Genomic DNA, 21445 nt, shown 5'->3' on the forward strand with positions numbered 1-21445 from the left:
CCCGCTCTTGCGAACGGGCTTTTGACAAATTGCCTTTAAAAGCAGGATCTTACTTGATCTTGCCTTCTTTGAATTCGACGTGCTTTTTCACGATCGGGTCGTACTTTTTCATCACGAGCTTTTCAGTCTTCGTGCGTGGGTTCTTCTTGGTGACATAGAAGAAACCTGTATCGGCCGTCGAGTTGAGGCGAATCTTGATCGTGGTTGGCTTGGCCATAGTGTTGGCTCGCTTGTGCTAGCGTCTGAAACTGGAAAGCGGCTTAATGACGGGGCCCGAAGGGGAAGTCAAGCAGTGTTCCTGCTCTAAAGCCTGTCCGTTGTGTGACCATTCCGAGTCCATCGGAGGAACGGTGGGCCTTTTGTGGCTTGTTGCTTTGCAATCCGCTCTCCGATTTCGCCCAGCATGAAGCGTGTAACCGAGGGCAGGTCGAGGTCCAGGGCGTCGGCCAGCGTCACCCATTGCAGGTCTGACAGCTCTGCGCCGTCCACAGGGGGGCGTTCGTCAATCAGGGCATCTTCGGCATCGGCCATGAAAAATCGGGCGTCAAAGCGCTTCGGCCGGTAGGGCGGCGTGATCGCGCGGCCGATGAACTCGAAGGATTCGAGGCAGGGCATGACACCCTCGCCATAATAGCGGTGCCAGCCCTGCGGCGGTTTGCCGGTATGCGTGCCGGGGCGGCCAACGATCAGGCCGGTTTCCTCGAATGTCTCGCGGATAGCCGTCAGCGCGAAGGCGTGGGGCGCACGGCGGGTGCCGATGGCGAGCTTGGTGGCCACAGGCTCGGAGAGGGGCGTCAGCGTCGGTGCACGGGCATCGTGGGGGTCCACGCGGCCACCGGGGAAGACATATTTGTCGGGCATGAACGTGTGCCCGCCAGAGCGCTTGCCGAGCAGGACGCGCGGTGTGGCGGCATCCCTGCGGACGAGGATCAGCGTGGCGGCATCCTTGGGCCGCGGACTGCGCTGGTCGGTGACCACAACGTCACCCTCATCTTCCTTGTCGAAGGCTGATTTTATGCCCGGTACGGCCTCGCTCATCTCCTCGGTCCCTTTGACTTGCCTTTGCCCTTCGTCTTCGGAAGGGTCTTCTTGTTGAATCTAGGCTTGCCAGAGCGGGGAGGTCCACCCTTACGGCGGGGAACGTTGCCGATATCCATTTCGCGGCGGTGCTGCTTGCGGCCTTCGGGGGCCGGCTGCGGCTCGGAGAGCATTTCGAGCAGGAGGCCGCCTTGCAGGGGCGTTACTTCCTTCAGCTTCACGCGGACGATCTGGCCGAGGCTGTAGGTCTTGCCGCTGCCACGCGCATAGAGGGCCATGGCGGCCTCGTCCTGTACCCAATAGTCATCCGAGATGGTCGAGATCGGGATGAAGCCGTCGGCGCCTGTGCCGGCGAGGGCAACGAACAAGCCGGAGCCTGTGACGCCGGTGATGCGGCCTTCGAACTCGGCGCCGACCTGATCCTTCAGGAAGAGGGCAAGATAGCGGTCTGTGGCTTCGCGCTCTGCGGCCATCGAGCGGCGCTCAGTGTCGGAGATGTGCTGCGCGGTCTGCTCAAGCTGCGAGGCGGCTTCCTTGGAGAGGCCATCCGGGCCGAGCTTCAGCGACGCGATCAGCGCGCGGTGGACGATGAGGTCTGCGTAGCGGCGGATCGGCGAGGTGAAGTGGGCATAGCGTTCGAGGTTCAGGCCGAAGTGACCGAGATTCTCAGGGGCGTACACGGCCTGCGCCTGTGTGCGCAGGATCATCTGCGTGACCATCTGGTCGAATTCGGTGCCATTAAGCTCGCTGAGGAGCTTGTTGAACTTGTGGGTTTGCGGGCGTTCGCCGACATTCCATTTCAGCTCCAGCGTCTGCAGGAAGTCCGCGAAGGCGGCGATCTTGGCATCGGTCGGCGTGTCGTGGACGCGGTAGATGAGCGGGCTCTTCTGGCGTTCCAGCGTTTCGGCGGCGGCGACGTTGGCCTGGATCATGAACTCTTCGATCAGGCGGTGAGCCTCGAGGCGTTCCTTGGTATAGATGCCGTCAATCTCGCCATCTTCCTTGAACCGGATCCGGCGTTCCGGCAGGTCGAGGTCGAGCGGGCCGCGTTTGTCACGGGCCTTTGCGAGCGCGTGATAGGCGTCCCAGAGCGGGCGCAGCACAGTGTCCAGCATCTCGCCAGCCTTGCCGCCGGGCTTGCCGTCAATGGCAGCCTGCGCCTCTTCATAGGAGAGCTTGGCGGCAGACTTCATCATGCCGCGAATGAAGCGATGCGAACGCTTGTGGCCGTCCGATCCGAAGATCATCTCGACAGCCAGCGTGCGGCGCAGTTCGCCTTCCTTCAGCGAGCATTCGTCAGCCGACAGCTCGAAGGGTAGCATCGGGATGACGCGGTCTGGGAAATAGGTGGAGTTGCCGCGCTTCAGCGCCTCCTTGTCGAGGGGCGAGCCCTCGGTGACATAGGCGGCGACATCGGCGATGGCGACGATCACGCGCCAGCCATCGTCCAGCTTTTCGGCGAAGACGGCATCATCATGGTCGCGGGCATCGGCCGGGTCGATCGTGATGAGGGCGGTCTGCGTCAGGTCTTCGCGTTCGGCGGCGGCCGGTTTCGGGTCGCGGGCCTGCGCGAGGGCGGCCTCGGGGAACTCGGTGGGGATGTCGTGTGCGTGGAGGGCCAGAAGGCTCGCCGAGCGCGGGTCGGTGATATGGCCGATGATCTCGGTGATCTCGCCGAGGGCCGGGCCATGATGGCGGCGGCCCTGGGGCTTCGGCTCGGCGATCACGAGATCGCCATCCTTGGCACCCTTGGTGTCGGCTTCCTGAATCACGAATTCGCGGCGGTCCTTGCGGCTGGACGGGTTGACCCGGCCGCCACGCGCGGTGGTTGAGTAGAGGCCGACGAGACGGTCTGAGATGCGCTTCTCGAGCACCGTGATGGCGCGAGCGCGCCATTCGCCGTCATGCTCGTTGATCTTGCACAGGGCGCGGTCGCCAACGCCAGGGGCCTTGGTCTTGCCGCGTGGCTTGCCCGAGGGGCCGGCATAGGTGATGTCCGGGCCGAAGGGGCCATTGTCGCCGATCGATTTGCCGATCAGGTCACCATTCTTGTCGATCCGGGTGAATTCGACGATGCCGGTGGGCGGCGGGCGATCCGCCTGTGACCAGGCCCGTTTGCCGGTGCGTTCGAGGGCACCATCGGCTTCAAGCTCGCGCAGGATGGCGCGCAGCGTGGCGCGTTCCTCACCCTTGACCTTGAGGCCCTTGGCGATGGCTTGTTTCGTGGTGGCGGTGGGATTGTCCCGAATGTAATCAAGGACAGTTTGCTTATCTGGAAATGTCATAATCCGGCATATAAGGGATTCTTGGCCGAAATGCTTGTGGATAGTTCATGTGGCCGTTTCAGGATCGAATTAATAGTAAATCGGCTTGAAGCGTTTCTTTGTTGGTAGCTTTGATCGGTTGTGGGTGACGATGACTTCACACTCGACAATATTTTCGCCCAACTCATGAACATCAACCGGATGCTCAAATGAATGTGCTGGAGACAACGATTTGTCACAATGAGAGCTTAAAACCCAAACCATTGGTGTCGTGAAACGAGTAAACTTCCTCGCCCCCTTCTCCCTCCAGCGGAAATCTACATCGAACAATTGAATGGGTGCATTGCTGTCGTTCCGAACACGTATCCATTGCCGACCGTCATTATGCTGGTAATTTATCACCTCAATGGTGCAGGGGTTTTGACGGATAGCAATCCAAATTCGGTAGATAAGACCTATTGGATTCGGCGCATTCAAGGCACTCGCCCCCTCGCTTTTTAAGATGGTGCTATCACCAGAGTGACAAGCAATCGGTTGTGACCAATCCGACGATATCTGAAGTGACAACGTATTTCCATTTCTGCATTTGCTGCTGCAATAGAGTGAGTGCGCCCCAAACGCACGCTCAGGGCCAGGCCGCTTCAGCGTCCATCCTCGTAGAAATGCGCCAGACGGTCGTGCACGCGGCGGAAATTGTCGCGCAGCATGTCGGGCTGTTCGAAATAGGCGGTGGTGGTGCAGTTGAAGAAATCGGCCTGGCTGGTCGCGGCCTGCGGCGTCAGCGGCGTCTCGAACCCATTGGCAAGGCGCGTTCGAAGGAAGTCCAGTTCCTCGTCCATGTCGGTGCGCCATGTGTCATGGCATTCGGCGGAGTGGCTGGCGGGAAGGCCTTCCCGGAAAATGTTCCGGTTGTCGAGCCGGTGGGCCAGTTCGTGCATCGCCTTGCAGCAGCCCGGGATGGAGAGCACGCCATCCTTCATGATGCTGGACCAGCAGAGGTCCATCCGGCCCCAGCGCGAATAACGGCCCATCATCTCGGCATCGCTTGGCGGGCCGCTTTCGGTGATCACGATGCGCATGCCGAGGTCAAAACGGTCGCGCGGTCGGTTGAGCAGGAGGAGGCAGGCATAGGTGGCGAGGGTCACGCGCACACGGGAGGTGACATCAAAGCCATCAGCGCCGCGAAATTCAACATCCTGCAGGAACTGATCGACGAGATGGGTAAAACGCGCCCTGCGCCCCGGTGACAGTTTTGCCACTACGGGCGATGCCGCATCGATCATGATTTCGAGTCGGGTCGGTCCAGCCATCGACCGGCGATATACAACCAGAAAGCAAAAAAGTCTCGTAAAAAATGAATAGATTTAGTCGATAGGTGGAACAGCTAGCGCATCATTGGGGGTGAGCGCAAAGGAGCCTGCCTGCGCGCCCCAGTCGCCGGTCAGGATCTCATAGTGGAGGTGGCGCGGCACGAGGTAGCCTGCGGTGTTGCCCATGACGCCGATGATCTGGCCGGACAGGACCACGTCGCCCGCCTTGAAGCCGGAGAAACTGGCCATGTGGGCATAGCGGGTGAAGACGCCATTGCCGTGGTCGATGACCATCATGTTTCCGAAATCGTCCCGGTATTGCGCCTCGCGGATCGTGCCGTCGGCAGCGGCATAGATGGCGACGGGGTCGCGATTGTAGAGATCGACGCCGCTGTGGACCTGACCGTTGCGGGCGCCGAAGCCGGACGACACGCACCCATCCTCGACGGGAGCACGGGCGAGGGTGACGCCGTTGATCGTTATTGTCGCCGTGTAGCCGATGATGTGCAGCCCGGTATCGGTGGCGGGCGCATTGGCGACGTAGAGCTTGGGGCAGAGCGACAGCGTGACCGGGAAATCATAGATGACGGGCAGGGCAGGCTGGGGCGGCGGCAAGGGCTCGACGACTTCCTCAACCAGCGGCTCCAGCGGTGGCAGCCTTTCGATTGTAAATATCCACGTGACGCTCGCCGCGAGCAGGGCAAACGGGAACATGAGGCGGGGCGACAGGCGCATCGCGAGGGGGAGCCAGTCCGGGCCTTGCGGGCCCGGCGCGGCCTAGTCCTCTGTCTTCGCGGCAGGCGTTTTCTTCGCCGCCGGTTTCTTCTTGGCAGCAGCCTTCTTCGGCGCGGCCTTCTTCTTGGGGGCAGCCTTCTTCTTGGCCGGGGCAGCCGCCGCGCGGGTGTTCACCAGTTCCACGGCTTGTTCCAGTGTGATGGCGTCCGGCGCGATCTCTTTCGGGATCGTGGCGTTGACCTTGCCATGCTTCACGTAAGGACCGTAGCGACCGGCAAAAACCTGGATCGGTTCGCCGTCTGCATGGTTGCCGAGTTCCTTCAGCGGCGTGGCGCCACCGCGCCCCCGGCCCGGATTGGCCTTCTTGTCCTCGATCAGCGCCACGGCGCGGTTGAGGCCGATATTGAAGACGTCTGCCGGGTCTTTCAGGTTCGCATATGTCTTGCCATGCTGAACGTAGGGACCGAAACGGCCGAAATTGGCCAGGATCGGCTCATTGTCTTCCGGGTGGCGGCCGACTTCACGCGGCAGCAGCAGCAGTTCCACGGCGCGTTCGAGCGTCAGCTCCTGCGGCTTTTCTTTCTCGGCCTTGGTGAGGGAGGCGCGTTTTGGCTTCTCGCCGTTCGCCATCTCGACATAGGGGCCGAAGCGACCGGTCTTGAGATAGATCATCTCGCCGGTTTCCGGGTGGAGGCCGATCTCGTTGCCGTCCGGGTTGATCGCGGCAGCGGCATCGCCATCGGCGCTGAACTGGCGGGTGAATTTGCACTCAGGGTGGCGCGAGCAGCCGACAAAGGCGCCGAACCGGCCAAGCTTCATCGACAGTTCGCCCTCCTTGCAGAGCGGGCACTGGCGCGGGTTTTCGATCGGGTTGCCTTCGGCATCCTGACGCGGGAACACGTAAGCGCCGAGCGTTTCGTTGAGGGCGTCGAGCACGGCGGAAACGCGCAGTTCCTTTGTGCCGTCAATGTCGGCAGCGAACTGTTTCCAGAACTCGTGCAGGAACGCTTTCCAGTCGAGCTTGCCGTCGGAGATGACATCGAGCTTCTCTTCGAGACCGGCGGTGAAGTCATATTCCACATAGCGCGAGAAGAAGTTCTCGAGGAAGGCCGTCACGAGGCGGCCCTTGTCTTCGGGGATCAGCGCCTTGCCTTCGATGCGGACATAGCCCCGGTCTTCCAGCGTCGACATGGTGGACGCATAGGTCGACGGGCGGCCAATGCCGAGTTCTTCGAGGCGCTTGACGAGGCTGGCCTCGGTATAGCGCGGCGGCGGGGCGGTGAAGGACTGGTTCGCGAGTGCGTTCAGGAGGTCCGCGTGCTGGCCGGCTTCCATCTTCGGCAGGCGGCCTTCGGCGTCGTCTTCATCGTCCCCCGCGTCATGGCCTTCGGTGTAGAGCTTTATGAAGCCATCAAACACGAGGACCTGACCGGTGGCGCGCAGCGTGGCGCGCTTATCCTTGGAGGCAAGGTCGATCGTGGTGCGCTCGAACAGGGCGGTTTCCATCTGGCTGGCCACGGCGCGGCGCCAGATAAGGGTGTAGAGTTTCTTCAGGTCACCGTCGCCGTGATAGTCCTCAGGGCGCAGGTTGAAGTCGGTCGGTCGGACGGCTTCGTGGGCTTCCTGCGCGTTCTTGGCTTTGGAGGAATAACGACGCGTGTTTTCCGGCAGGTAGCGGGCGCCATAGTTCGACTGGATCATGGTGCGGGCCGCGGCATAGGCTTCTTCGGCCATGTTGACGCCGTCGGTACGCATATAGGTGATGCGGCCCTCTTCGTAGAGTTTCTGGGCGGCCTGCATGGTGCGCTTGGCGCCGAAACCGAGCTTGCGGGAGGCTTCCTGCTGCAACGTAGAAGTAATGAAGGGCGGCGGCGGGTTGCGCTTGACGGGCTTCGCCTCGACGCTGGAGACCGAATAGCCGCCGGTCTGGACGATTTCGAGTGCCTTGTCGGCGTCGCCCTTGTTGCCGAGTGTGAACTTCTTCAGCGTGTCGCCATCAAGAGCATGCAGGCGGGCTTCGAAGTCGGTCCCGTCGGGGGCACGCAGTGTGGCGGCGATGTTCCAGTATTCCTGCGGGCGGAACAGCTCGATCTCGTTCTCGCGGTCACAGACAATGCGCAGGGCAACGGACTGAACGCGGCCGGCCGAGCGGCTGCCGGGAAGCTTGCGCCAGAGGACGGGTGAGAGGTTGAAGCCGACCAGATAGTCCAGCGCGCGGCGCGCAAGGTAGGCATCAACAAGTTCCTGGTCGATCTGGCGCGGGTGTTCCATGGCCGTTGTAACGGCGCTTTTGGTGATCGCGTTGAACACGACGCGCTCGACGTGGATGTCCTTCTTGAGCGCACGACGCTTCTTCAGGGCTTCGACGAGGTGCCAGGAAATGGCTTCCCCTTCACGATCAGGGTCGGTCGCGAGAATGAGGGTGTCGGCGTCTTTCAGCGAGTTCGCAATGTCGGAGATGCGCTTGGCCGACTTGGAGTCAGCTTCCCATATCATGTCGAAATCATTGTCCGGATCGACCGAGCCATTCTTCGATGGCAGGTCGCGGATGTGACCGTACGAGGCGAGAACCTTGTAGTCCTTGCCGAGGTATTTGTTGATCGTTTTGGCCTTTGCGGGCGATTCGACGACGACAAGTTTCATGGAGGCACCTCTTCAAGGGCGGGAGTGATGGGGGGCACAAGCGCCGTATGTCAAGGCCGCAACTGGTCAGCCATCTTCCCGATAGGCGAGCCATGTGAGGGTACAGAAGAGCACAAACAAGGGGGGGCTCCATGCTGCAATTACAGCGGGAGCTGCACCCGTGGCACCGAGGCTGGACGAGAATTGGGTGAAGAAATAGAGGCCGACGGCCAGCAGTGAGCCTATGGCGAGGAGGCGCGATGTGCCGCCAAGACGCGACAGGCGCAGGCAGACAATGGCGCCGATCAGGCCCATGGCAACGAACAGAGCCGGGGTCGCCATGAGGCTGTTCCAGCGCATCTTGTAACGCGAAGCATCGAGCCCGGCGGCCTGCGTCTGGTGCACGAACCGGGGCAGGTTCCAGAAGCCGATTGTGTTTGGCGAGGCGAACTTGTCGAGCAGGGTGACGGCGTCAAGCGAGGTCGGGATGGCGAGGTTCTTCTTGCGCTCGGGCGGCAGGTTGGGGACGTTCTCGACCACATTCTCGAGTTGCCAGAAGCCGTTGCGGAGATAGGCGCGGTCGGCATCGATGCGCCGCACGAATGTATAGTCATTGGTGGGCTGGTTGCCGGCGAAGAGGCGCTCTTCCTGGATCATCTTCACCTTGATCAGCACGATGCCGCCATCTTCCACGCGGGCCGCATGGATCACGATCTGGCTGGTGTCGTCGCCCTGACGTAGCCAGACGCCGCTGTCCGAGACGGCCATGGCTTCGCGGCCATCGTTCAGCAGGCGGGCGCGTTCCAGCTCGAAGGATTCCGTCAACCGGGCCGCAAACGGGTTGAGAAGCGTGGTCGTGAAGATTCCGAGCACGAGGCCCATGATGATGACCGGGGCCAGGAAGCGCCAGGCCGAGATGCCGCTGGCGCGAATGATCGAGAGTTCCGAGCGGCGATTGAGGCGTGTGAAGGCCAGCATGCTGGCCACAAGGATGGCGAAGGGAAGCGTCTGCTCCATGATTTGGGGCAGCTTCATGAGCGACAGCCGCAGCGCGCCGCCGAGGCTGAGCTTTACGTCACCGCCAACCGTGCGCAGCTGCTCGACCACGTCGATCATCAGGATGGCGAGCAGCAGAACGCCAAGGACGAGCAAGAGGCCGGTCAGGCATTCGCGCAGGATGTAGCGTTGGATGCGGTTGAAGGTGATGTTCATGCCGGCACCGCATGATCGGGTGCGCCGCCGCCAGACCCTCGATGTGGGGCCTTGCCGATCTTTCGACCGCCATGGAAGTAAACATAACTGAGCCCGCCAATCACGCTGAGCGGCAGGATCCACTGGAGAATATTGAGGCTCGGGTCGCCCGCCGCAGCCGATTGCACCGCGAGTTGGATGATGAGGACCGTAATCGCGCCCGCCGAGGCGATTGCGATGCGCTTGCCATAGCCCTTTCGGCTAAAATCGCCGCCAAGGACGGCAAAGATCGCTATCAAGGCCATGACGATATTGAGCAAGGGCGTCGTCAGGCGGGAATGGCCTTCAGCCAGTAGCGTGTCGGCGTCCTTGGCTTCGAAATAGTTGGATCGGTCGATGAAGAAGAGCTCGTAGAGGAACTTGTCCGACGCCTTGAGGCGCAGGTCTGCGTCTTCCTTCATGAAATCACTGAGATCGAACATGTACTGGTCGAATTCGAGGATCGACAGCTGTTGGTTCTCATCGAGCTGCTGGCTGATAGCATCGCGCAGCAGGAGCGTGGGGCGGCCCTCGACCTCGACCAGTGCCGCGCTGCGAGCCAGGATGTCGGTCGGGAATTCCGGGTCGGTCATGTCCGAAATCAGCACGCCGCGCAGTTCGCCCCCGATCTGCTCGCGGGCATAGAAGGTCAGTCGTTCGCCATTGGAGGTGAACTGGCCGGGGCGGATGAGGGCTGCGGCGAGGTCTGCCCGGGCCATGGAGACGGTTTCGCGCATGGCCCTTTGGGCCGAGGGCTGGACCCAGAGGTTCACCGCGAGATGGGCAATGGCGCACAAGACCGCGAGGCGCATGAGGGGCGACGCGATCTGCCAGGGCGTCATGCCGGCGGCCTGTGCGACGACGATCTCGCTGTCCTTGTGGATGCGGTTAAGCGACCAGACGCCGGCGACGAAGAGGGCGAGCGGCGTCAAAAGGGCGATCACCTGCGGCGCACCCAGCATCACGATGTAGAAGTATGTCAGCGCTGACTGGCGGTTCTCGAGGATGAGATCCGTGCGCGCGAGGCCCTGCGCAAGGAGCGCAAGCATCGCGAGACCACCGACGATGATGAGCACGGCGCGCAAGACTTCATAGAAGAGATAGGTCTGTACTTTGCTCATATGCTCAAATTGACAGTCATTTCCGGCTAGTCTGCATCATATAGGGCATGCTTTTTTCTTAGCTAACGAGTTGCGCTGCGCGCGTCGACGTTTACTTTCCGTCACAAACGGAGATTACTCATATGAAGATTTCATTCGCCGACGCCGCCAAGGCCGACATCGTTGCCTTTATCGTAGACGAGGGCGACGGTCTGCCGGGGGCTGCAGCGGACATGGATGCGGCTTCGGGCGGCCTGCTGACCGAAGCCCTGTCGGGCGCGCGCTTTGATGGCAAGAAGGACCAGCAAGCTGTTGTGGTTCTGCCGAAAGGCGGCGATGCCCGCCGCGCCGTGCTGATCGGCGGCGGCAAGCCCAAGAAGCGCGATGCGCGCGTTTACGAGTCGCTTGGCGCCAATCTGGTGAAATCGCATGCCAAGGGCGGCTTCAAGTCGATGGCCGTGCATGTGGCCAGCGCCGAGGATGCCGCACGGGTCGCACTTGGCGCCAAGCTGGCTGCGTACCGGTTTGATACTTATTTCACGAAACTGAAGGCGGACCAGAAGCCGAGCCTGACGTCGCTGACGTTTATCGTCGACGATGCGAAGGCCGCCAAGGCCGCCTTCGCGCCGCTGGACGCCGCCGCCGAAGGCACGAACATGGCGCGCGACCTGGTAAACCTGCCGCCGAACGACCTGTATCCCGAAAGCTTTGCCGGGCGCCTGAAGGACCTCAAGGAATTCGGCGTCGAGGTGGAAATCCTTGGCGAGAAGGAAATGAAGAAGCTGGGCATGGGCGCGCTGCTGGGCGTCGGCCAAGGCTCGCGCAAGGAAAGCCAGCTCGGCATCATGAAATGGATGGGCGGCGCTGAAGGCGAGGATCCGGTGATCCTGGTCGGCAAGGGCGTCTGCTTCGACACGGGCGGCATCTCGCTGAAGCCGGGACCGGGCATGGAAGACATGCGCGGCGACATGGGCGGCGCAGCCGCTGTGACCGGCACGATCCGCGCGCTGGCCGCCCGCAAGGCGAGAGTGAACGTGGTGGGCCTCGTTGGCCTCGTCGAGAACATGCCCGACGGCGATGCGATCCGCCCCGGTGACATTCTCACATCGGCCAGCGGCCAGACGATTGAAGTGCAGAACACGGACGCCGAAGGGCGCCTCGTTCTCTGTGATGTGCTCTGGTACGCGCAGGAGCATTTCAAGCCGAAAGCCATTGTCGACCTCGCAACGCTGACCGGCGCCATCGTGATCTCGCTCGGCCATCACCATGCCGGCCTGTTCACGGGCAGCGACGACCTCGCTGACGAGCTGACCAAGGCGGGCCTTCACGAGGGCGAGCGCGTGTGGCGCCTTCCGATGGGCCCGGAATATGACAGCCTGCTGAAATCCAAGTTTGCCGACATGCGCAACATTGGCGGCCGGGCCGCGGGCTCAATCACGGCGGCGCAGTTCCTGAAACGCTTCGTCAAGGACGGCGTGAAGTGGGCGCACCTCGATATTGCCGGTGTGGCATGGGTTGAAGGCCAGAAGGCCGCGTTTGACGTGACCTGGGCATCCGGCTTCGGCCCGCGCCTGCTGGATCGCTGGATCGCGCAGAACTACGAGGACTGATGTGGACAACCAGGCGCCTTCCTTATCCTCCCCCGCCTGCGGGGGAGGTGCCCCGCAGGGGCGGAGGGGGCGTTTTGCGTCCGTGGAAGGGTTCCCCCCTCCGAGCTGCTGCGCAGCCCACCTCCCCCGCAGGCGGGGGAGGATAAGGAAGGCTCATGACTGACGCGCCTGCTTCCCCCGAATGGTGGTTCTACCATCTCTCCCGCACGACGCTGGAGCAGGCGGCGGCGCCGTTGATGGCGAAATGCCTCGAAGCCGGGTGGCGCGTGCTGGCGGTTTCGCCCAGTGCGGAGCGCCGGGCGGCGCTGGACGCCGCGCTGTGGACCTATGAGGACAAGAGCTTCCTGCCGCATGGCCAGGCCGAGGCGCCGGGGCTGGACGCCGCGCGCCAGCCGGTGCTGCTGTCAGCCAAGGCCGAGAATGTAAACGGCGCGGCGGCTCTGGTGCTGATGGACGGCGTCACCGTGCCTGTGGATGCGCCCTATACGCGCTGTATGGTGATGTTCGACGATGGCGACAGCGGCGCGCGGACCAAGGCGCGGGCGCAGTTCAAGGCCGCCAAGGATGCTGGCCTCGTGACACGCTACTTCCAGCAGACACCGAAGGGTGGCTGGAGCGAGGCAGGCGTCTAGGCCTTCTTCACGAACTCGGATTTGAGACCCATGGCGCCGATGCCGTCGATCTTGCAGTCGATGTCGTGGTCGCCATCGGTGAGGCGGATGTTCTTCACCTTGGTGCCGCGCTTCACAACGAGGGAGCTGCCTTTCACCTTCAGGTCCTTGATGACGGTGACCGTGTCGCCATCGGCGAGCGGGTTGCCGTTGGAATCCTTGATGACCTTGTCGCCAGCCTCTGCGGCCTCGCCTGCGGCCCATTCATGGGCACATTCCGGGCAGACCAGCATGGTGCCGTCTTCATAGGTGAATTCGGACTGGCATTTGGGGCAGGGGGGCAGGGCGGTCATGGCGTGGTCCTTGGGCGGCAGTGATAATCGCCCCTAAGCCGCATCCCGCTTCTGCGCAAGGTAGCCCTCTGCGCTTGCCCCGGCGGGCAGGCGCCGCTATAGGCCGCGCCAACACTCCCCTTTCCAGCACAACAGGAACTTCCCCATGGCTGTCCAGCGTACATTTTCCATCATCAAGCCTGACGCGACCAACCGTAACCTGACCGGCGCGATCAATGCCGTGATCGAAAAAGCAGGCCTGCGCATCATCGCCCAGCGCCGCATCCAGATGAGCCAGGCCCAGGCCGAGGAATTCTACGGCGTCCACAAGGAACGCCCCTTCTTTGGTGAGCTGGTCGAGTTCATGACGTCTGCACCGGTTGTGGTTCAGGTTCTCGAAGGCGAGAACGGCGTAGCTGCCTATCGCGACGTGATGGGCGCGACGAACCCTGCTGACGCGGCCGATGGCACGATCCGCAAACTGTTCGCGCTGTCGATCGGCGAAAACTCGGTCCACGGTTCGGACTCCGCAGAGAACGCCGAAATCGAAATCGCGCAATTCTTCACGGCTGACCAGATCGTCGGCTAAGCCTGCGCAGCCCTCCGGGGCAGCAGAGATTCAAGAGAGGGCCCAGCCGGAAGGCTGGGCCTTTTTTTGTTGGGATTGATGTATTTACCTGGCGGGCAAAAATTCAAGGCACATAAACGAGCCCCGGCTGAAATATGAAATCTTGACCGTTTTTCCGGACTTTCACATGCAGTACGAGGTCGCTTGTTAGGGTTGCTCCCGCTGACAGATCGACAAGTACTTCCCAATACTCTTCCATCCACCGGTAGATTGACGTGTCCCATGTGCTCGCGTCGAGCGGGGCCAAGGAATCTGGATAATCTTGAATATTGGCGCGATTGATTTTTGCGAAGTCTGGATCTTCGTACTGGGAAACTTGCGGAAGACTGCTCAGCTCAAAATCTCCCGCTGCGAGCGCATCAGCTATTTGCTTCAAGGCGGCCCGCCATTCTGTCGGGATCGGAAGTTCACGATCTCCATTTTTCTTTACGGGAACATCAGACATGGGAAGCCCTGCGGTTGTGAACGAAGTCTCGTCGATTGCGGAAATAAATCACAGCGTCAAATAGAGGGCTTTTCAAGCTTCAGAGGCGCCACCATTTCGCCCCCCTCGTATCATTCAGCCAGCAGGCTGTCGAACTCGCTGCGGAGGTCGGGGTGGTGGCCGAGGAGGAGGTGGCCGCCGTGGTCCAGGGGCAGGAAGCGGCTTTGGGGTATGCGGGCGGCGAGGGTTGATCCGACGGCGAACGGGTTCAGCCGGTCGTCGCGCGCATGCACGATCAGGACTTGGGCGCGGATGGCTTCCAGATTGTAGGTGGCGGACGGATCGACGGCGGCGCCCTCATTATTGACCCCGGCAAGGCGGCGCGAGGCGGGGAGGAAGGTATCGATCAGGTCGCGAACGAACAGCGCCTCTTCGTCAGACAGGCCCTCGCGCAGGTCGGCGCGGGCATCGAAGGCGGCCTCCAGCTGGTGGCGCGCGACCTTGGTGAGCGTCCAGTAGATCACGTCATTGCCGAGGAGCGCCGAATAGGCCCAGGTCGGGATCGGGCGATCCGCCACTTCGGGCGAAAAGGGCGTGAACGAGGCGACAGCAGCATCATGCGGTCGGTCCGTTCGGGATACATGGCGGCAAACTGGAGGGACGGGGGCACGCCGCCCGACATAGCGAGGATGCTGACACGGCCAATGCCCAGCGTATCAAGGAGATCGGCGAAGGCCTCAGCTTGCGCCGCTGTCGAGGGCGTCTCAGGCAGGGCGCTGCCGAGATAGCCGAAGCGGGAAACGGAAATCCATCTGTACCCGTCGCCGCCAATGGCCTGCGCCAGGATGCGGCCCTGATCGAACCCGCCGCCCGCGCCGTGGACGACGAGCACAGGCGGCCCTTTGCCCCAGCTGGCATATTCGATGGGGCCGTGCCGGGTTTCGGCGAGGGAGCGTTCCGCCTCCAGCGCGGTGATCCGCTGCCGCGTCTCGGCCAGTGCCAGCAGGACAATCGCCAACATGGCCAGCAGCAGGAGCGCGGCGGCGATGAGGAAGATGCGCAAGACAGTCATGTGCCGGGCCTCTCTTCGTCTTCGATCATGGTGGCGGATTGTGTGTGTGACTAGAGCGCGGGACATGCGGATCTGCAAGGGGCTGATCCGGGTGCGTGAACCGCCCCGCGCGCTAGTCCTTCTCCTCGCTCATTTCGTCGCTGACCTGGCCCCAGGCGAGCATGGCGAAGAGGCCGGTGCCGCCGAGCACGTTGTCGAGGAGAGCGGGCAGGAGGTTGATGGTGATCAGCTTGAAAATGTTCGCCTCACCGGTGACCGCCAGCAGGAACAGCTCTGCCGAGCCGACAACGACGTGGGCCATGTCGCCGAGGGCGATGATATAGGTGAAGAGCACGATCACCCAGAACTCGCTGCCCTCGGCGCTGGGCAGCATCCAGACGATGGCGGCGATCAGGAAGCCTGCGGGAATGGCCTTCACAAATGTGTCGGAGGCGCTCCACGCGGCGACATGGTGGCTGATCTCGACGGCGGCGGCGGTGACTTCCGGCGTGAGGATGCCGCCATAGGCGATGAGCAGGGCGGCGAGGAAGGTGCCAATCATGTTCGCGGTGAAGACGATGCCCCAGAGCCGCGCCGTGCCGAACATGGTACGGCGGCAGGGGTGGGCGAGTGTGGGCAGCACGGTTGTGATCGTGTTCTCGGTGAAGAGCTGCATGCGCGACAGCATCACGAGCAGGAAGCCCGACGTGTAGCCGAGATTCTCGATGAGGCCACGCCATGGTGCGTCCGGCAGGTGTGACCGGAACATCGCTTCGGTCATGAGGGAGAGGGAGATGCCTGCGCCGGCGGCGATGCCGGACCACCACATGGCCGATTGCGGGCGCTTGAGTTCGGATTCGCCCTCCTGACGGATCGTCTCGTAGACGACGCGCGATTTGAGGCGTGTGAGCTTCTTGGCTTCGACCTGCTCCTCGGCGGAGATGTGGTCGTCAGTGCCGTCTTCCGGCGGGGCTGTTGGTTCGTTCATTATGGGGACAACTGTTGGGGCGCGATAAGGTTGCCGTCAATCATGCGGTCATTTGGGCGCATCACTCCCCGAGCGCCGCAGCCCATTCCCTCGTGGCCTCGCATGTGTCCATTGCCCGGCGATAGCCGTCGCGGTCGGTGGTGCGAGCGACATAGGCCTGCTCTGCTTCCGTGAGGGGTACGCCACCAGCGCGGCGGGCGAATTGCAGCGCATAGGTGATCGAGATGTCGGCGGCGGTGAAGGCGTCGCCAGCCATGTAGCGCGCTTCGGCGAGGCGGCGGGCGACGATGGTGCGGCGGCTCTCGAAGGTCTGCATGGCCTTGCGGGCGCCCCAATTGTCTTTCTCTTCCTCGGGCGCGAGCATCTTGCTGACCACGACGAAGAACATGGAGGCAGCGAGGCCTGCCTCGCCGAGGTGGAGGAATTGCTGGTAGAGGGGGAAGGCGGGATTGTGCGGGTCGGGGGCGAGCGGCGTCGGCCCGTAACGGGCCAGCAGGTATTCCATGATGGCGATGGATTCGACCATTATGGCATCGCCGTCCTGTAGCGCGGGGATGAAGCCGGCAGGGTTGATGGCCAGGAATTCGGGATCGTTCTCGACACCGGCCAGCATGTCGACGGGGCGCAGCCGGTAGGGCAGGCCCATTTCTTCGAGCAGCCAGACGACACGGAAACCGCGGCCCTCGCCGTATACGGTGATCATTGCTGAATGCCCCTGTGCACGTTGGCTGTATCCTAATTCTACGGGAGCGTACGTGCAACGGCGATGGCAACAGCACGAAAAGCCGGACGGGCAGGAAGCCCTCCGGTTTTTAGCGATAGAAGCGAGCGGGGAAAACAGGGCCGCTGGCATGGATGGTGTTTTGGGAAGTCAGGTTGCGATCCTGCTTCCCCCGCTTGCCGCCGCCCGGTGGGGCCGGGCAGCATGAGAAGTATCGCATGGGGGCATGTGGGGTTGGGTTGGAGTGGTAGGACAGGCGGCGGGGATTGGTGCGTGGGAGCGGAAAGCCGCCTTCCTCTCCCTGCGCGGACGAACGCGAGTCGTGAGGAAGTGGGGCGCCGCCTGGAAGCGGCGCCCCGGATATGTCAGCCTTCTGATGGCGAGAATGCCAGTTTCAGCGTCTCTTGCCCGGAGGCTTCGTGAACGTATTCACCGACCTGTCGGAAGCCGTACCGGTCATAGAAGGCACGGCCGATGGCATTGGCCTTGAACACTTCCAGCGTGACGGCGCCCTTCTTCGACACCGCGAAATCCATCATGGCGCGGCCGTAGCCTTGCCCATGATGTTCGGGTTGGAGGAAGATGGCGCCGACTTCTGCATCAACGAGCGCGATGAAGCCGATGGGTATGCCTGCGCCTTCCAGCACCCAGATGTCAGCGAATTGGGGATAAACGTTCCTCACATTCTCCGCCTCCGCGTCCAGAAACGGCGTGGAGAGAAACGGATGGGCGCGTTCGCTGGCAGCACGCCAGATGGAGACCACAGCGTCAGCGTCGTGGTCAGTATAGGGCCTGATCATTGTCAGAGACCTCTTTCATGGTTTGCGGCCCGGCGAATGCCGGGCGCGTGTTTTCGGGATTTTGTGGATCAAGTCAAAGGGCTCAGCGTGGCGAGGCACGGCGAGACTGATCTTCTGCAACTTGTTTTGGCCGCACCATGCGCGCCAATATTATCGGGACATAAAATCTCCGGTTCGATGTGGGGATCATACCGCATCAGGCCCCTGTTTCCAAGAGTTGACCCATTGGGCCCTGTTTTGACGCCTCTTCCTTGAGTCACCTGATCAGCGAGGGAAGGCCGTGCCGAATTTACCACATGTACCGATGCCCAAATGGACCTGCGCCAAGTGCGGCGCCGAGAACAATATCAACGTGTCGCGCTGTTCGAATTGCGACGAGATGCGCGCTGCGGGGCAGGCGTTCAACAATGGCGCGACATCGGTGAATGCGGCGTTGCGGCAGGCGATTGATGATGCGAAGGCCGAAGCGATGAAGAGCCTGAAGAAGCCGCCGGGAGCTTAGCGGCGCACCTTGATCGCGGCGCAGGCCTTGGCCAGTGCATCCGGGTAAAGTTGGTGCTCAATGGGCAGGAGGCGGGCGGCGAGGCTGTCGGCGGTGTCGCCGGGCAGGATGGGGAGGCTGGCCTGCTGGATGATCTCGCCATCGTCGACGCCGGGGCTGACCCAGTGCACCGTGGCGCCAGCTTCGGCATCGCCCGCGTCGATGGCGCGCTGGTGGGTGTCGAGGCCCTTGTACTTGGGCAGGAGCGAAGGGTGGATGTTGATCATCCGGCCCTGCCATTTGTTGACGAACCAGGGCGTCAGGACGCGCATGAAACCGGCTAGGGCAATGATCTCGGTGCCAGCTTCCGTGAGGGCCTGGTCCATGGCGCGCTCGAAGGCTTCGCGGTCCTTGCCAAAGGGCTTGTGGTCGATGGCAAGGGCTGAAATGCCAGCATCCATTGCAGTTTCGAGGCCCTTTGCGTCCGGGCGGTTGGCGAGGACGAGGACGGGCTTGGCCGGATAGTCCGGGGCGGCGGCGGCCTTGAGCAGCGCCTCCATGTTCGAGCCGCGGCCGGAGATCAGGATCGCAAGGTTTAGCGGGGTCATTTCGCGGCGAGATGGCCAAGGATGACGGGCATTTCGCCCGCGTCTGTGAGCTGGGCCATGGCGGCGTCAGCGTCTTCAGCAGCGACAGCGAAGATGAGACCGATGCCCATATTGAAGGTGCGGTGCATCTCGTCTTCGGTCACATTGCCGGCTTCCTGCAGCCACTGGAAGACCGGGAGCGGGGTCCAGGCGGACCGGTCGATGACCGGCTTGAGGTGTTCGGGGACCATTCGCGGGGTATTCTCGGTGATGCCGCCGCCCGTGATGTGGGCGAGGCCTTTAACGAGGCCGGACCGGATCAGCGGAAGGGCAAGGTGCGAATAGAGCCGCGTCGGGGTCAGCAGGGCCTCGCCGAGCGTCTGGTTGCTAAAGGGGGCCGTGGACTCATAGTTCAGCCCTTCGCGCTCGACGATGCGGCGGATGAGGGAATAGCCGTTGGAATGGGGCCCGGAGGAGGCCACGCCGATCAGCACATCGCCTTCGACCATGTCGTCCATGCGGGGCAGGACCTTGGTGCGATCGACAGCACCGACGACGAAGCCGGCGAGATCGTAATGGCCCGGCGGGTACATGCCGGGCATTTCGGCCGTTTCGCCGCCGACAAGGGCGCAGCCGGACTGGCGGCAGCCTTCGGCGATGCCGGAAATAACCGCTTCGGCAATGCCGCCTTCAAGTTTTCCGGTGGCAAAATAGTCGAGAAAGAACAGCGGCTCTGCGCCCTGGGCGAGGACATCATTGGCGCACATGGCGACAAGGTCGATGCCGACCGTATTGTGCTGGCCGACGTCGAAAGCGAGCATCAGCTTGGTGCCGACGCCGTCCGTGCCGGAGACGAGGATAGGGTCGTCGTATCCGGCTTTCTTCAAATCAAACAAGGCGCCAAAGCCGCCGAGGCCGCCCATGACGCCCGCGCGGGACGTGGCCTTGGCCATGGGGCCAATGGCGCCAACGAGGCGTTCGCCTGCCTCAATATCGACACCAGCGTCACGGTAAGAAAGGGGAGTTTTTGGCGTTTCGGTCATGATGTCTCGCGCGTTAGCATGGGGAAATCGCCTTATCCAGTGCTGCTTGCGGTTCCAGCCGCCGCATCAGCTTGCTACAAGGAAGGCTGACAGGGAGGTCGTTGACCATGATTCGTTTGCTTCTCGCCTCGGTATTCCTCGCCTGTATGGCATCCCTGCCAGCCATGGCAGATACCCGTGATGTTTACACCGTCCGCAATATCGAAGTCGATGAACAGGCTGCCAGTGTGATCGAAGCGCGCAATGCGGCCATGTCCGTTGCGCGCCAGAAAGCGGCGCGGCGCCTGCTCGACAAGATCACCCTTGCGTCTGACCGGGCCGCTGTCGGCGGACTGCCGGTGGATTATGCACTGGCCGAGCGCCTTGCGGCAGCTGTGGACGTGCAGGAAGAGAATGCGGGCGCCGGGCGCTATCGCGGCGTCCTCTCGGTTGTACTCAATCCGCTGATGGTACGCGCGCATCTCGATCAGAAAGGCGTGCCCTATGTGGACACGCAGGGGCCCCTTAGCCTGATGGTGCCGCTGGCAGCGGACTACCAGGCGCAGGAAGCCTGGCGGGCAGCGCTGGGCCCACGCAATTCCACGGCGCTGACACCCTATGTGACGGCAACGGACCCTGGCTATTCCAATTATTCCGACTGGTCGCAGGTTTCGACCGAAGCGGCGACCGTCAATGCGCGGCGCGGCGTGCTGGCTGAACTGGCTGGCAGCGAGGGCGCCTATCGCGTGACGCTGTCGACCGTGACGGCAGCCGGGACCGAACTGGTTGGCACGACGAATTCAGTACCGACGCTGGCGGATGCCGCAGCCGCAGCCTCTGCCCTGATGGACGAGAACTGGAAGCAGCTGTCGATCATCCGTGGTGGCTCGCGGACCACCACCAGTGCGAGCGTGCGCTACACGTCGCTTGCCGAGTGGAACACGCTGCGCGGGGCGCTGGCCCGTTCCCCGCTCGTCTCGGATTTCAAGATCACGGCGATTGCCCGCGATGGCGCGCTGGTGACCTTTGCCTATGCGGGCGATGAGCCACGGCTGCAGAATGACTTGTTGCAGCGCGGTGTGTCGCTGGCCGCAGCGCCGGATGGTGAAGACGGCCTCGTGCTCAGCTCTGCCGTGTCTGCCACGGCGAGGCCGTGAGCCAGAGTATCCTGACAGGCCCGGCATGCCCGACCAGTTGAGTTTTGGATTTCCCGCCACGGGGCTCGGCTTCGCCGATCTGGTGGTTTCCCCCGTCAACGAGAGCGCCCTGCGCATCGTGCAGCGGCCAGAGAACTGGCCGACGCCGGTGCTGTGCCTCGTGGGCGCTCCAAAGTCGGGGCTGACCACGATTGCCCATGCCTGGGCGCAGCGCTTTGGCGGCGATGTGTTCGAGGCGAAGGCCTTTGCCAGCCTGAAGGCGCGGGACGTGGATGCGCGGGCGGCGGCTTTCACGGCGATCGACGGGGCAGACCGCGTGCCCGCAGGCGACAAGGTGCTGTCGCTGATCAACCTCATTTCCAGCGGGGCCGGGCGGATGCTGCTGACCGCCAACGTGCCGCCGCCGCAATGGCAGGCGCCTTCGGCGGACCTGAAATCGCGCCTCAATTCCATGCCCGTGACGGAAATCGACCCGCCGGATGAGGCGATGATGATGGGACGGCTGAAGGCGGCTGCGGTGCGGCATTTCCTCAAACTGGAGCCGGATGTCCTCAAATATCTGGTTCCGCGGCTTGATCTCTCCTATGAGGCCATTGAGACCTTTGCCGAAAGGCTGAGCGATGGCGTAACCGACCTTGGCCGGGCGCCCAGCGTGCCGCTGGTGAAGGAGGTGCTCGATGCAATGCAGGATCGGGCGCCGGACGGCTGAGTCGTGATACTGAACTGAAAGCTGA

Annotated in this window: 24 protein-coding genes; 6 read left to right on the forward strand and 18 right to left on the reverse strand. The window is 62.6% G+C overall.

The genetic code is table 11. The features are described 5' to 3' along the window. Positions 1 to 49: 49 nt before the first annotated feature. From rpmG to HOC_RS09480, 9 genes are all read right to left on the reverse strand, one after another. Complete coding sequence (rpmG, locus tag HOC_RS09445) at positions 50 to 217, reverse strand: 50S ribosomal protein L33 (protein WP_034738520.1); 168 nt, start codon at positions 215 to 217, stop codon at positions 50 to 52. A gap of 86 nt (positions 218 to 303) precedes the next feature. Beyond that, positions 304 to 1038: an NUDIX hydrolase gene (locus HOC_RS09450; RefSeq protein ID WP_035537891.1), complete on the reverse strand. Its 735-nt coding sequence runs from the start codon at positions 1036 to 1038 to the stop codon at positions 304 to 306. Next, entirely contained in the window at positions 1035 to 3323 is a 2289-nt protein-coding gene (gene rnr, locus HOC_RS09455; protein ID WP_051624687.1) for a ribonuclease R, read from the reverse strand. Before rnr ends, HOC_RS09450 begins: the two co-directional genes overlap by 4 nt. A 69-nt stretch (positions 3324 to 3392) precedes the next feature. Next, positions 3393 to 3869, reverse strand: a complete 477-nt coding sequence (locus tag HOC_RS22135) for a hypothetical protein (RefSeq protein WP_156950442.1) — start codon at positions 3867 to 3869, stop codon at positions 3393 to 3395. Between the two features lie 74 nt (positions 3870 to 3943). Then, complete coding sequence (locus tag HOC_RS09460; RefSeq protein WP_084146235.1) at positions 3944 to 4612, reverse strand: M90 family metallopeptidase; 669 nt, start codon at positions 4610 to 4612, stop codon at positions 3944 to 3946. Between the two features lie 54 nt (positions 4613 to 4666). Further along, positions 4667 to 5347, reverse strand: a complete 681-nt coding sequence (locus HOC_RS09465) for a M23 family metallopeptidase (protein WP_051624688.1) — start codon at positions 5345 to 5347, stop codon at positions 4667 to 4669. 42 nt (positions 5348 to 5389) lie between these two features. Then, the gene (gene topA, locus HOC_RS09470; protein WP_035537897.1) at positions 5390 to 7990 is read right to left on the reverse strand and encodes a type I DNA topoisomerase; all 2601 of its coding nucleotides are present in this window, start codon (positions 7988 to 7990) and stop codon (positions 5390 to 5392) included. Between the two features lie 66 nt (positions 7991 to 8056). Next, positions 8057 to 9181 (reverse strand): LPS export ABC transporter permease LptG, encoded by a 1125-nt coding sequence (gene lptG / locus HOC_RS09475; RefSeq protein ID WP_035537899.1) that lies wholly within the window; start codon positions 9179 to 9181, stop codon positions 8057 to 8059. After that, a complete protein-coding gene (locus HOC_RS09480; protein WP_051624689.1) occupies positions 9178 to 10320 on the reverse strand; it encodes an LptF/LptG family permease in 1143 nt (380 codons plus the stop codon). The genes lptG and HOC_RS09480 overlap by 4 nt, the downstream gene beginning before the upstream one ends. Positions 10321 to 10442: 122 nt before the next feature. On the opposite strand from HOC_RS09480, the gene HOC_RS09485 reads away from it, so the two are divergent. Both HOC_RS09485 and HOC_RS09490 read left to right on the forward strand, forming a co-directional pair. After that, on the forward strand, positions 10443 to 11909 hold the full coding sequence (locus HOC_RS09485) for a leucyl aminopeptidase (protein WP_035537901.1): 1467 nt from the start codon (positions 10443 to 10445) through the stop codon (positions 11907 to 11909). Between the two features lie 155 nt (positions 11910 to 12064). Continuing rightward, on the forward strand, positions 12065 to 12541 hold the full coding sequence (locus HOC_RS09490) for a DNA polymerase III subunit chi (RefSeq protein WP_035537903.1): 477 nt from the start codon (positions 12065 to 12067) through the stop codon (positions 12539 to 12541). Here the strand turns inward: HOC_RS09490 and HOC_RS09495 are convergent. Next, positions 12538 to 12873, reverse strand: coding sequence for a zinc ribbon domain-containing protein YjdM (locus HOC_RS09495; protein WP_035537905.1), 336 nt, complete (start codon positions 12871 to 12873; stop codon positions 12538 to 12540). The two genes, HOC_RS09490 and HOC_RS09495, sit on opposite strands and share 4 nt — an antisense overlap. A gap of 145 nt (positions 12874 to 13018) precedes the next feature. Between HOC_RS09495 and ndk the strand changes: the two genes are divergently transcribed. Continuing rightward, a complete protein-coding gene (ndk, locus tag HOC_RS09500) occupies positions 13019 to 13441 on the forward strand; it encodes a nucleoside-diphosphate kinase (protein ID WP_035537906.1) in 423 nt (140 codons plus the stop codon). Positions 13442 to 13544: 103 nt separating this feature from the next. Here ndk and HOC_RS09505 read toward each other — a convergent pair whose 3' ends face one another. The 6 genes from HOC_RS09505 to HOC_RS09530 form a co-directional block, all read right to left on the reverse strand. Next, entirely contained in the window at positions 13545 to 13925 is a 381-nt protein-coding gene (locus HOC_RS09505; RefSeq protein ID WP_035537908.1) for a DUF7668 domain-containing protein, read from the reverse strand. A 110-nt stretch (positions 13926 to 14035) separates the two neighbouring features. Further along, entirely contained in the window at positions 14036 to 14482 is a 447-nt protein-coding gene (locus tag HOC_RS22140; RefSeq protein WP_156950443.1) for an alpha/beta fold hydrolase, read from the reverse strand. Then, positions 14425 to 14976, reverse strand: coding sequence for an alpha/beta fold hydrolase (locus tag HOC_RS09515; protein WP_051624690.1), 552 nt, complete (start codon positions 14974 to 14976; stop codon positions 14425 to 14427). The genes HOC_RS22140 and HOC_RS09515 overlap by 58 nt, the downstream gene beginning before the upstream one ends. A 112-nt stretch (positions 14977 to 15088) precedes the next feature. Continuing rightward, a complete protein-coding gene (locus HOC_RS09520) occupies positions 15089 to 15943 on the reverse strand; it encodes a formate/nitrite transporter family protein (protein WP_035537912.1) in 855 nt (284 codons plus the stop codon). Positions 15944 to 16004: 61 nt separating this feature from the next. Further along, positions 16005 to 16646, reverse strand: a complete 642-nt coding sequence (locus tag HOC_RS09525; RefSeq protein WP_035537913.1) for a glutathione S-transferase family protein — start codon at positions 16644 to 16646, stop codon at positions 16005 to 16007. 383 nt (positions 16647 to 17029) lie between these two features. Continuing rightward, positions 17030 to 17464, reverse strand: coding sequence for a GNAT family N-acetyltransferase (locus tag HOC_RS09530; protein ID WP_035537915.1), 435 nt, complete (start codon positions 17462 to 17464; stop codon positions 17030 to 17032). A gap of 280 nt (positions 17465 to 17744) precedes the next feature. On the opposite strand from HOC_RS09530, the gene HOC_RS09535 reads away from it, so the two are divergent. Next, on the forward strand, positions 17745 to 17966 hold the full coding sequence (locus HOC_RS09535; protein ID WP_162174821.1) for a hypothetical protein: 222 nt from the start codon (positions 17745 to 17747) through the stop codon (positions 17964 to 17966). Here HOC_RS09535 and purN read toward each other — a convergent pair. Beyond that, on the reverse strand, positions 17963 to 18553 hold the full coding sequence (gene purN / locus HOC_RS09540) for a phosphoribosylglycinamide formyltransferase (RefSeq protein WP_035537919.1): 591 nt from the start codon (positions 18551 to 18553) through the stop codon (positions 17963 to 17965). The two genes, HOC_RS09535 and purN, sit on opposite strands and share 4 nt — an antisense overlap. Beyond that, positions 18550 to 19575: a phosphoribosylformylglycinamidine cyclo-ligase gene (gene purM / locus HOC_RS09545; RefSeq protein ID WP_035537922.1), complete on the reverse strand. Its 1026-nt coding sequence runs from the start codon at positions 19573 to 19575 to the stop codon at positions 18550 to 18552. Before purM ends, purN begins: the two co-directional genes overlap by 4 nt. Before the next feature lie 107 nt (positions 19576 to 19682). On the opposite strand from purM, the gene HOC_RS09550 reads away from it, so the two are divergent. Together HOC_RS09550 and HOC_RS09555 are read left to right on the forward strand one after the other, a co-directional pair. Next, on the forward strand, positions 19683 to 20711 hold the full coding sequence (locus tag HOC_RS09550; RefSeq protein ID WP_035537924.1) for a hypothetical protein: 1029 nt from the start codon (positions 19683 to 19685) through the stop codon (positions 20709 to 20711). Between the two features lie 25 nt (positions 20712 to 20736). Then, on the forward strand, positions 20737 to 21420 hold the full coding sequence (locus HOC_RS09555; RefSeq protein ID WP_035537927.1) for a P-loop NTPase family protein: 684 nt from the start codon (positions 20737 to 20739) through the stop codon (positions 21418 to 21420). Positions 21421 to 21445 lie beyond the last annotated feature (25 nt).

Origin of the sequence: Hyphomonas oceanitis SCH89 (genome assembly GCF_000685295.1) — a bacterium.
Taxonomy (GTDB): domain Bacteria; phylum Pseudomonadota; class Alphaproteobacteria; order Caulobacterales; family Hyphomonadaceae; genus Hyphomonas; species Hyphomonas oceanitis.

What these genes read in the sequence shown, in the direction of transcription:
- HOC_RS09460 (WP_084146235.1), bottom strand. Translation starts at nt 4,612, where the DNA reads ATGGCTGGACCGACCCGACTCGAAATCATGATCGATGCGGCATCGCCC.
- HOC_RS09530 (WP_035537915.1), bottom strand. Translation starts at nt 17,464, where the DNA reads ATGATCAGGCCCTATACTGACCACGACGCTGACGCTGTGGTCTCCATC.
- topA (WP_035537897.1), bottom strand. Translation starts at nt 7,990, where the DNA reads ATGAAACTTGTCGTCGTCGAATCGCCCGCAAAGGCCAAAACGATCAAC.
- HOC_RS09490 (WP_035537903.1), top strand. Translation starts at nt 12,065, where the DNA reads ATGACTGACGCGCCTGCTTCCCCCGAATGGTGGTTCTACCATCTCTCC.
- HOC_RS09450 (WP_035537891.1), bottom strand. Translation starts at nt 1,038, where the DNA reads ATGAGCGAGGCCGTACCGGGCATAAAATCAGCCTTCGACAAGGAAGAT.
- lptG (WP_035537899.1), bottom strand. Translation starts at nt 9,181, where the DNA reads ATGAACATCACCTTCAACCGCATCCAACGCTACATCCTGCGCGAATGC.
- HOC_RS09480 (WP_051624689.1), bottom strand. Translation starts at nt 10,320, where the DNA reads ATGAGCAAAGTACAGACCTATCTCTTCTATGAAGTCTTGCGCGCCGTG.
- HOC_RS09525 (WP_035537913.1), bottom strand. Translation starts at nt 16,646, where the DNA reads ATGATCACCGTATACGGCGAGGGCCGCGGTTTCCGTGTCGTCTGGCTG.
- HOC_RS09495 (WP_035537905.1), bottom strand. Translation starts at nt 12,873, where the DNA reads ATGACCGCCCTGCCCCCCTGCCCCAAATGCCAGTCCGAATTCACCTAT.
- HOC_RS09485 (WP_035537901.1), top strand. Translation starts at nt 10,443, where the DNA reads ATGAAGATTTCATTCGCCGACGCCGCCAAGGCCGACATCGTTGCCTTT.
- purM (WP_035537922.1), bottom strand. Translation starts at nt 19,575, where the DNA reads ATGACCGAAACGCCAAAAACTCCCCTTTCTTACCGTGACGCTGGTGTC.
- rnr (WP_051624687.1), bottom strand. Translation starts at nt 3,323, where the DNA reads ATGACATTTCCAGATAAGCAAACTGTCCTTGATTACATTCGGGACAAT.
- HOC_RS09465 (WP_051624688.1), bottom strand. Translation starts at nt 5,347, where the DNA reads ATGCGCCTGTCGCCCCGCCTCATGTTCCCGTTTGCCCTGCTCGCGGCG.
- purN (WP_035537919.1), bottom strand. Translation starts at nt 18,553, where the DNA reads ATGACCCCGCTAAACCTTGCGATCCTGATCTCCGGCCGCGGCTCGAAC.
- HOC_RS09550 (WP_035537924.1), top strand. Translation starts at nt 19,683, where the DNA reads ATGATTCGTTTGCTTCTCGCCTCGGTATTCCTCGCCTGTATGGCATCC.
- HOC_RS09515 (WP_051624690.1), bottom strand. Translation starts at nt 14,976, where the DNA reads ATGACTGTCTTGCGCATCTTCCTCATCGCCGCCGCGCTCCTGCTGCTG.
- HOC_RS09555 (WP_035537927.1), top strand. Translation starts at nt 20,737, where the DNA reads ATGCCCGACCAGTTGAGTTTTGGATTTCCCGCCACGGGGCTCGGCTTC.
- rpmG (WP_034738520.1), bottom strand. Translation starts at nt 217, where the DNA reads ATGGCCAAGCCAACCACGATCAAGATTCGCCTCAACTCGACGGCCGAT.
- HOC_RS09505 (WP_035537908.1), bottom strand. Translation starts at nt 13,925, where the DNA reads ATGTCTGATGTTCCCGTAAAGAAAAATGGAGATCGTGAACTTCCGATC.
- HOC_RS09520 (WP_035537912.1), bottom strand. Translation starts at nt 15,943, where the DNA reads ATGAACGAACCAACAGCCCCGCCGGAAGACGGCACTGACGACCACATC.
- ndk (WP_035537906.1), top strand. Translation starts at nt 13,019, where the DNA reads ATGGCTGTCCAGCGTACATTTTCCATCATCAAGCCTGACGCGACCAAC.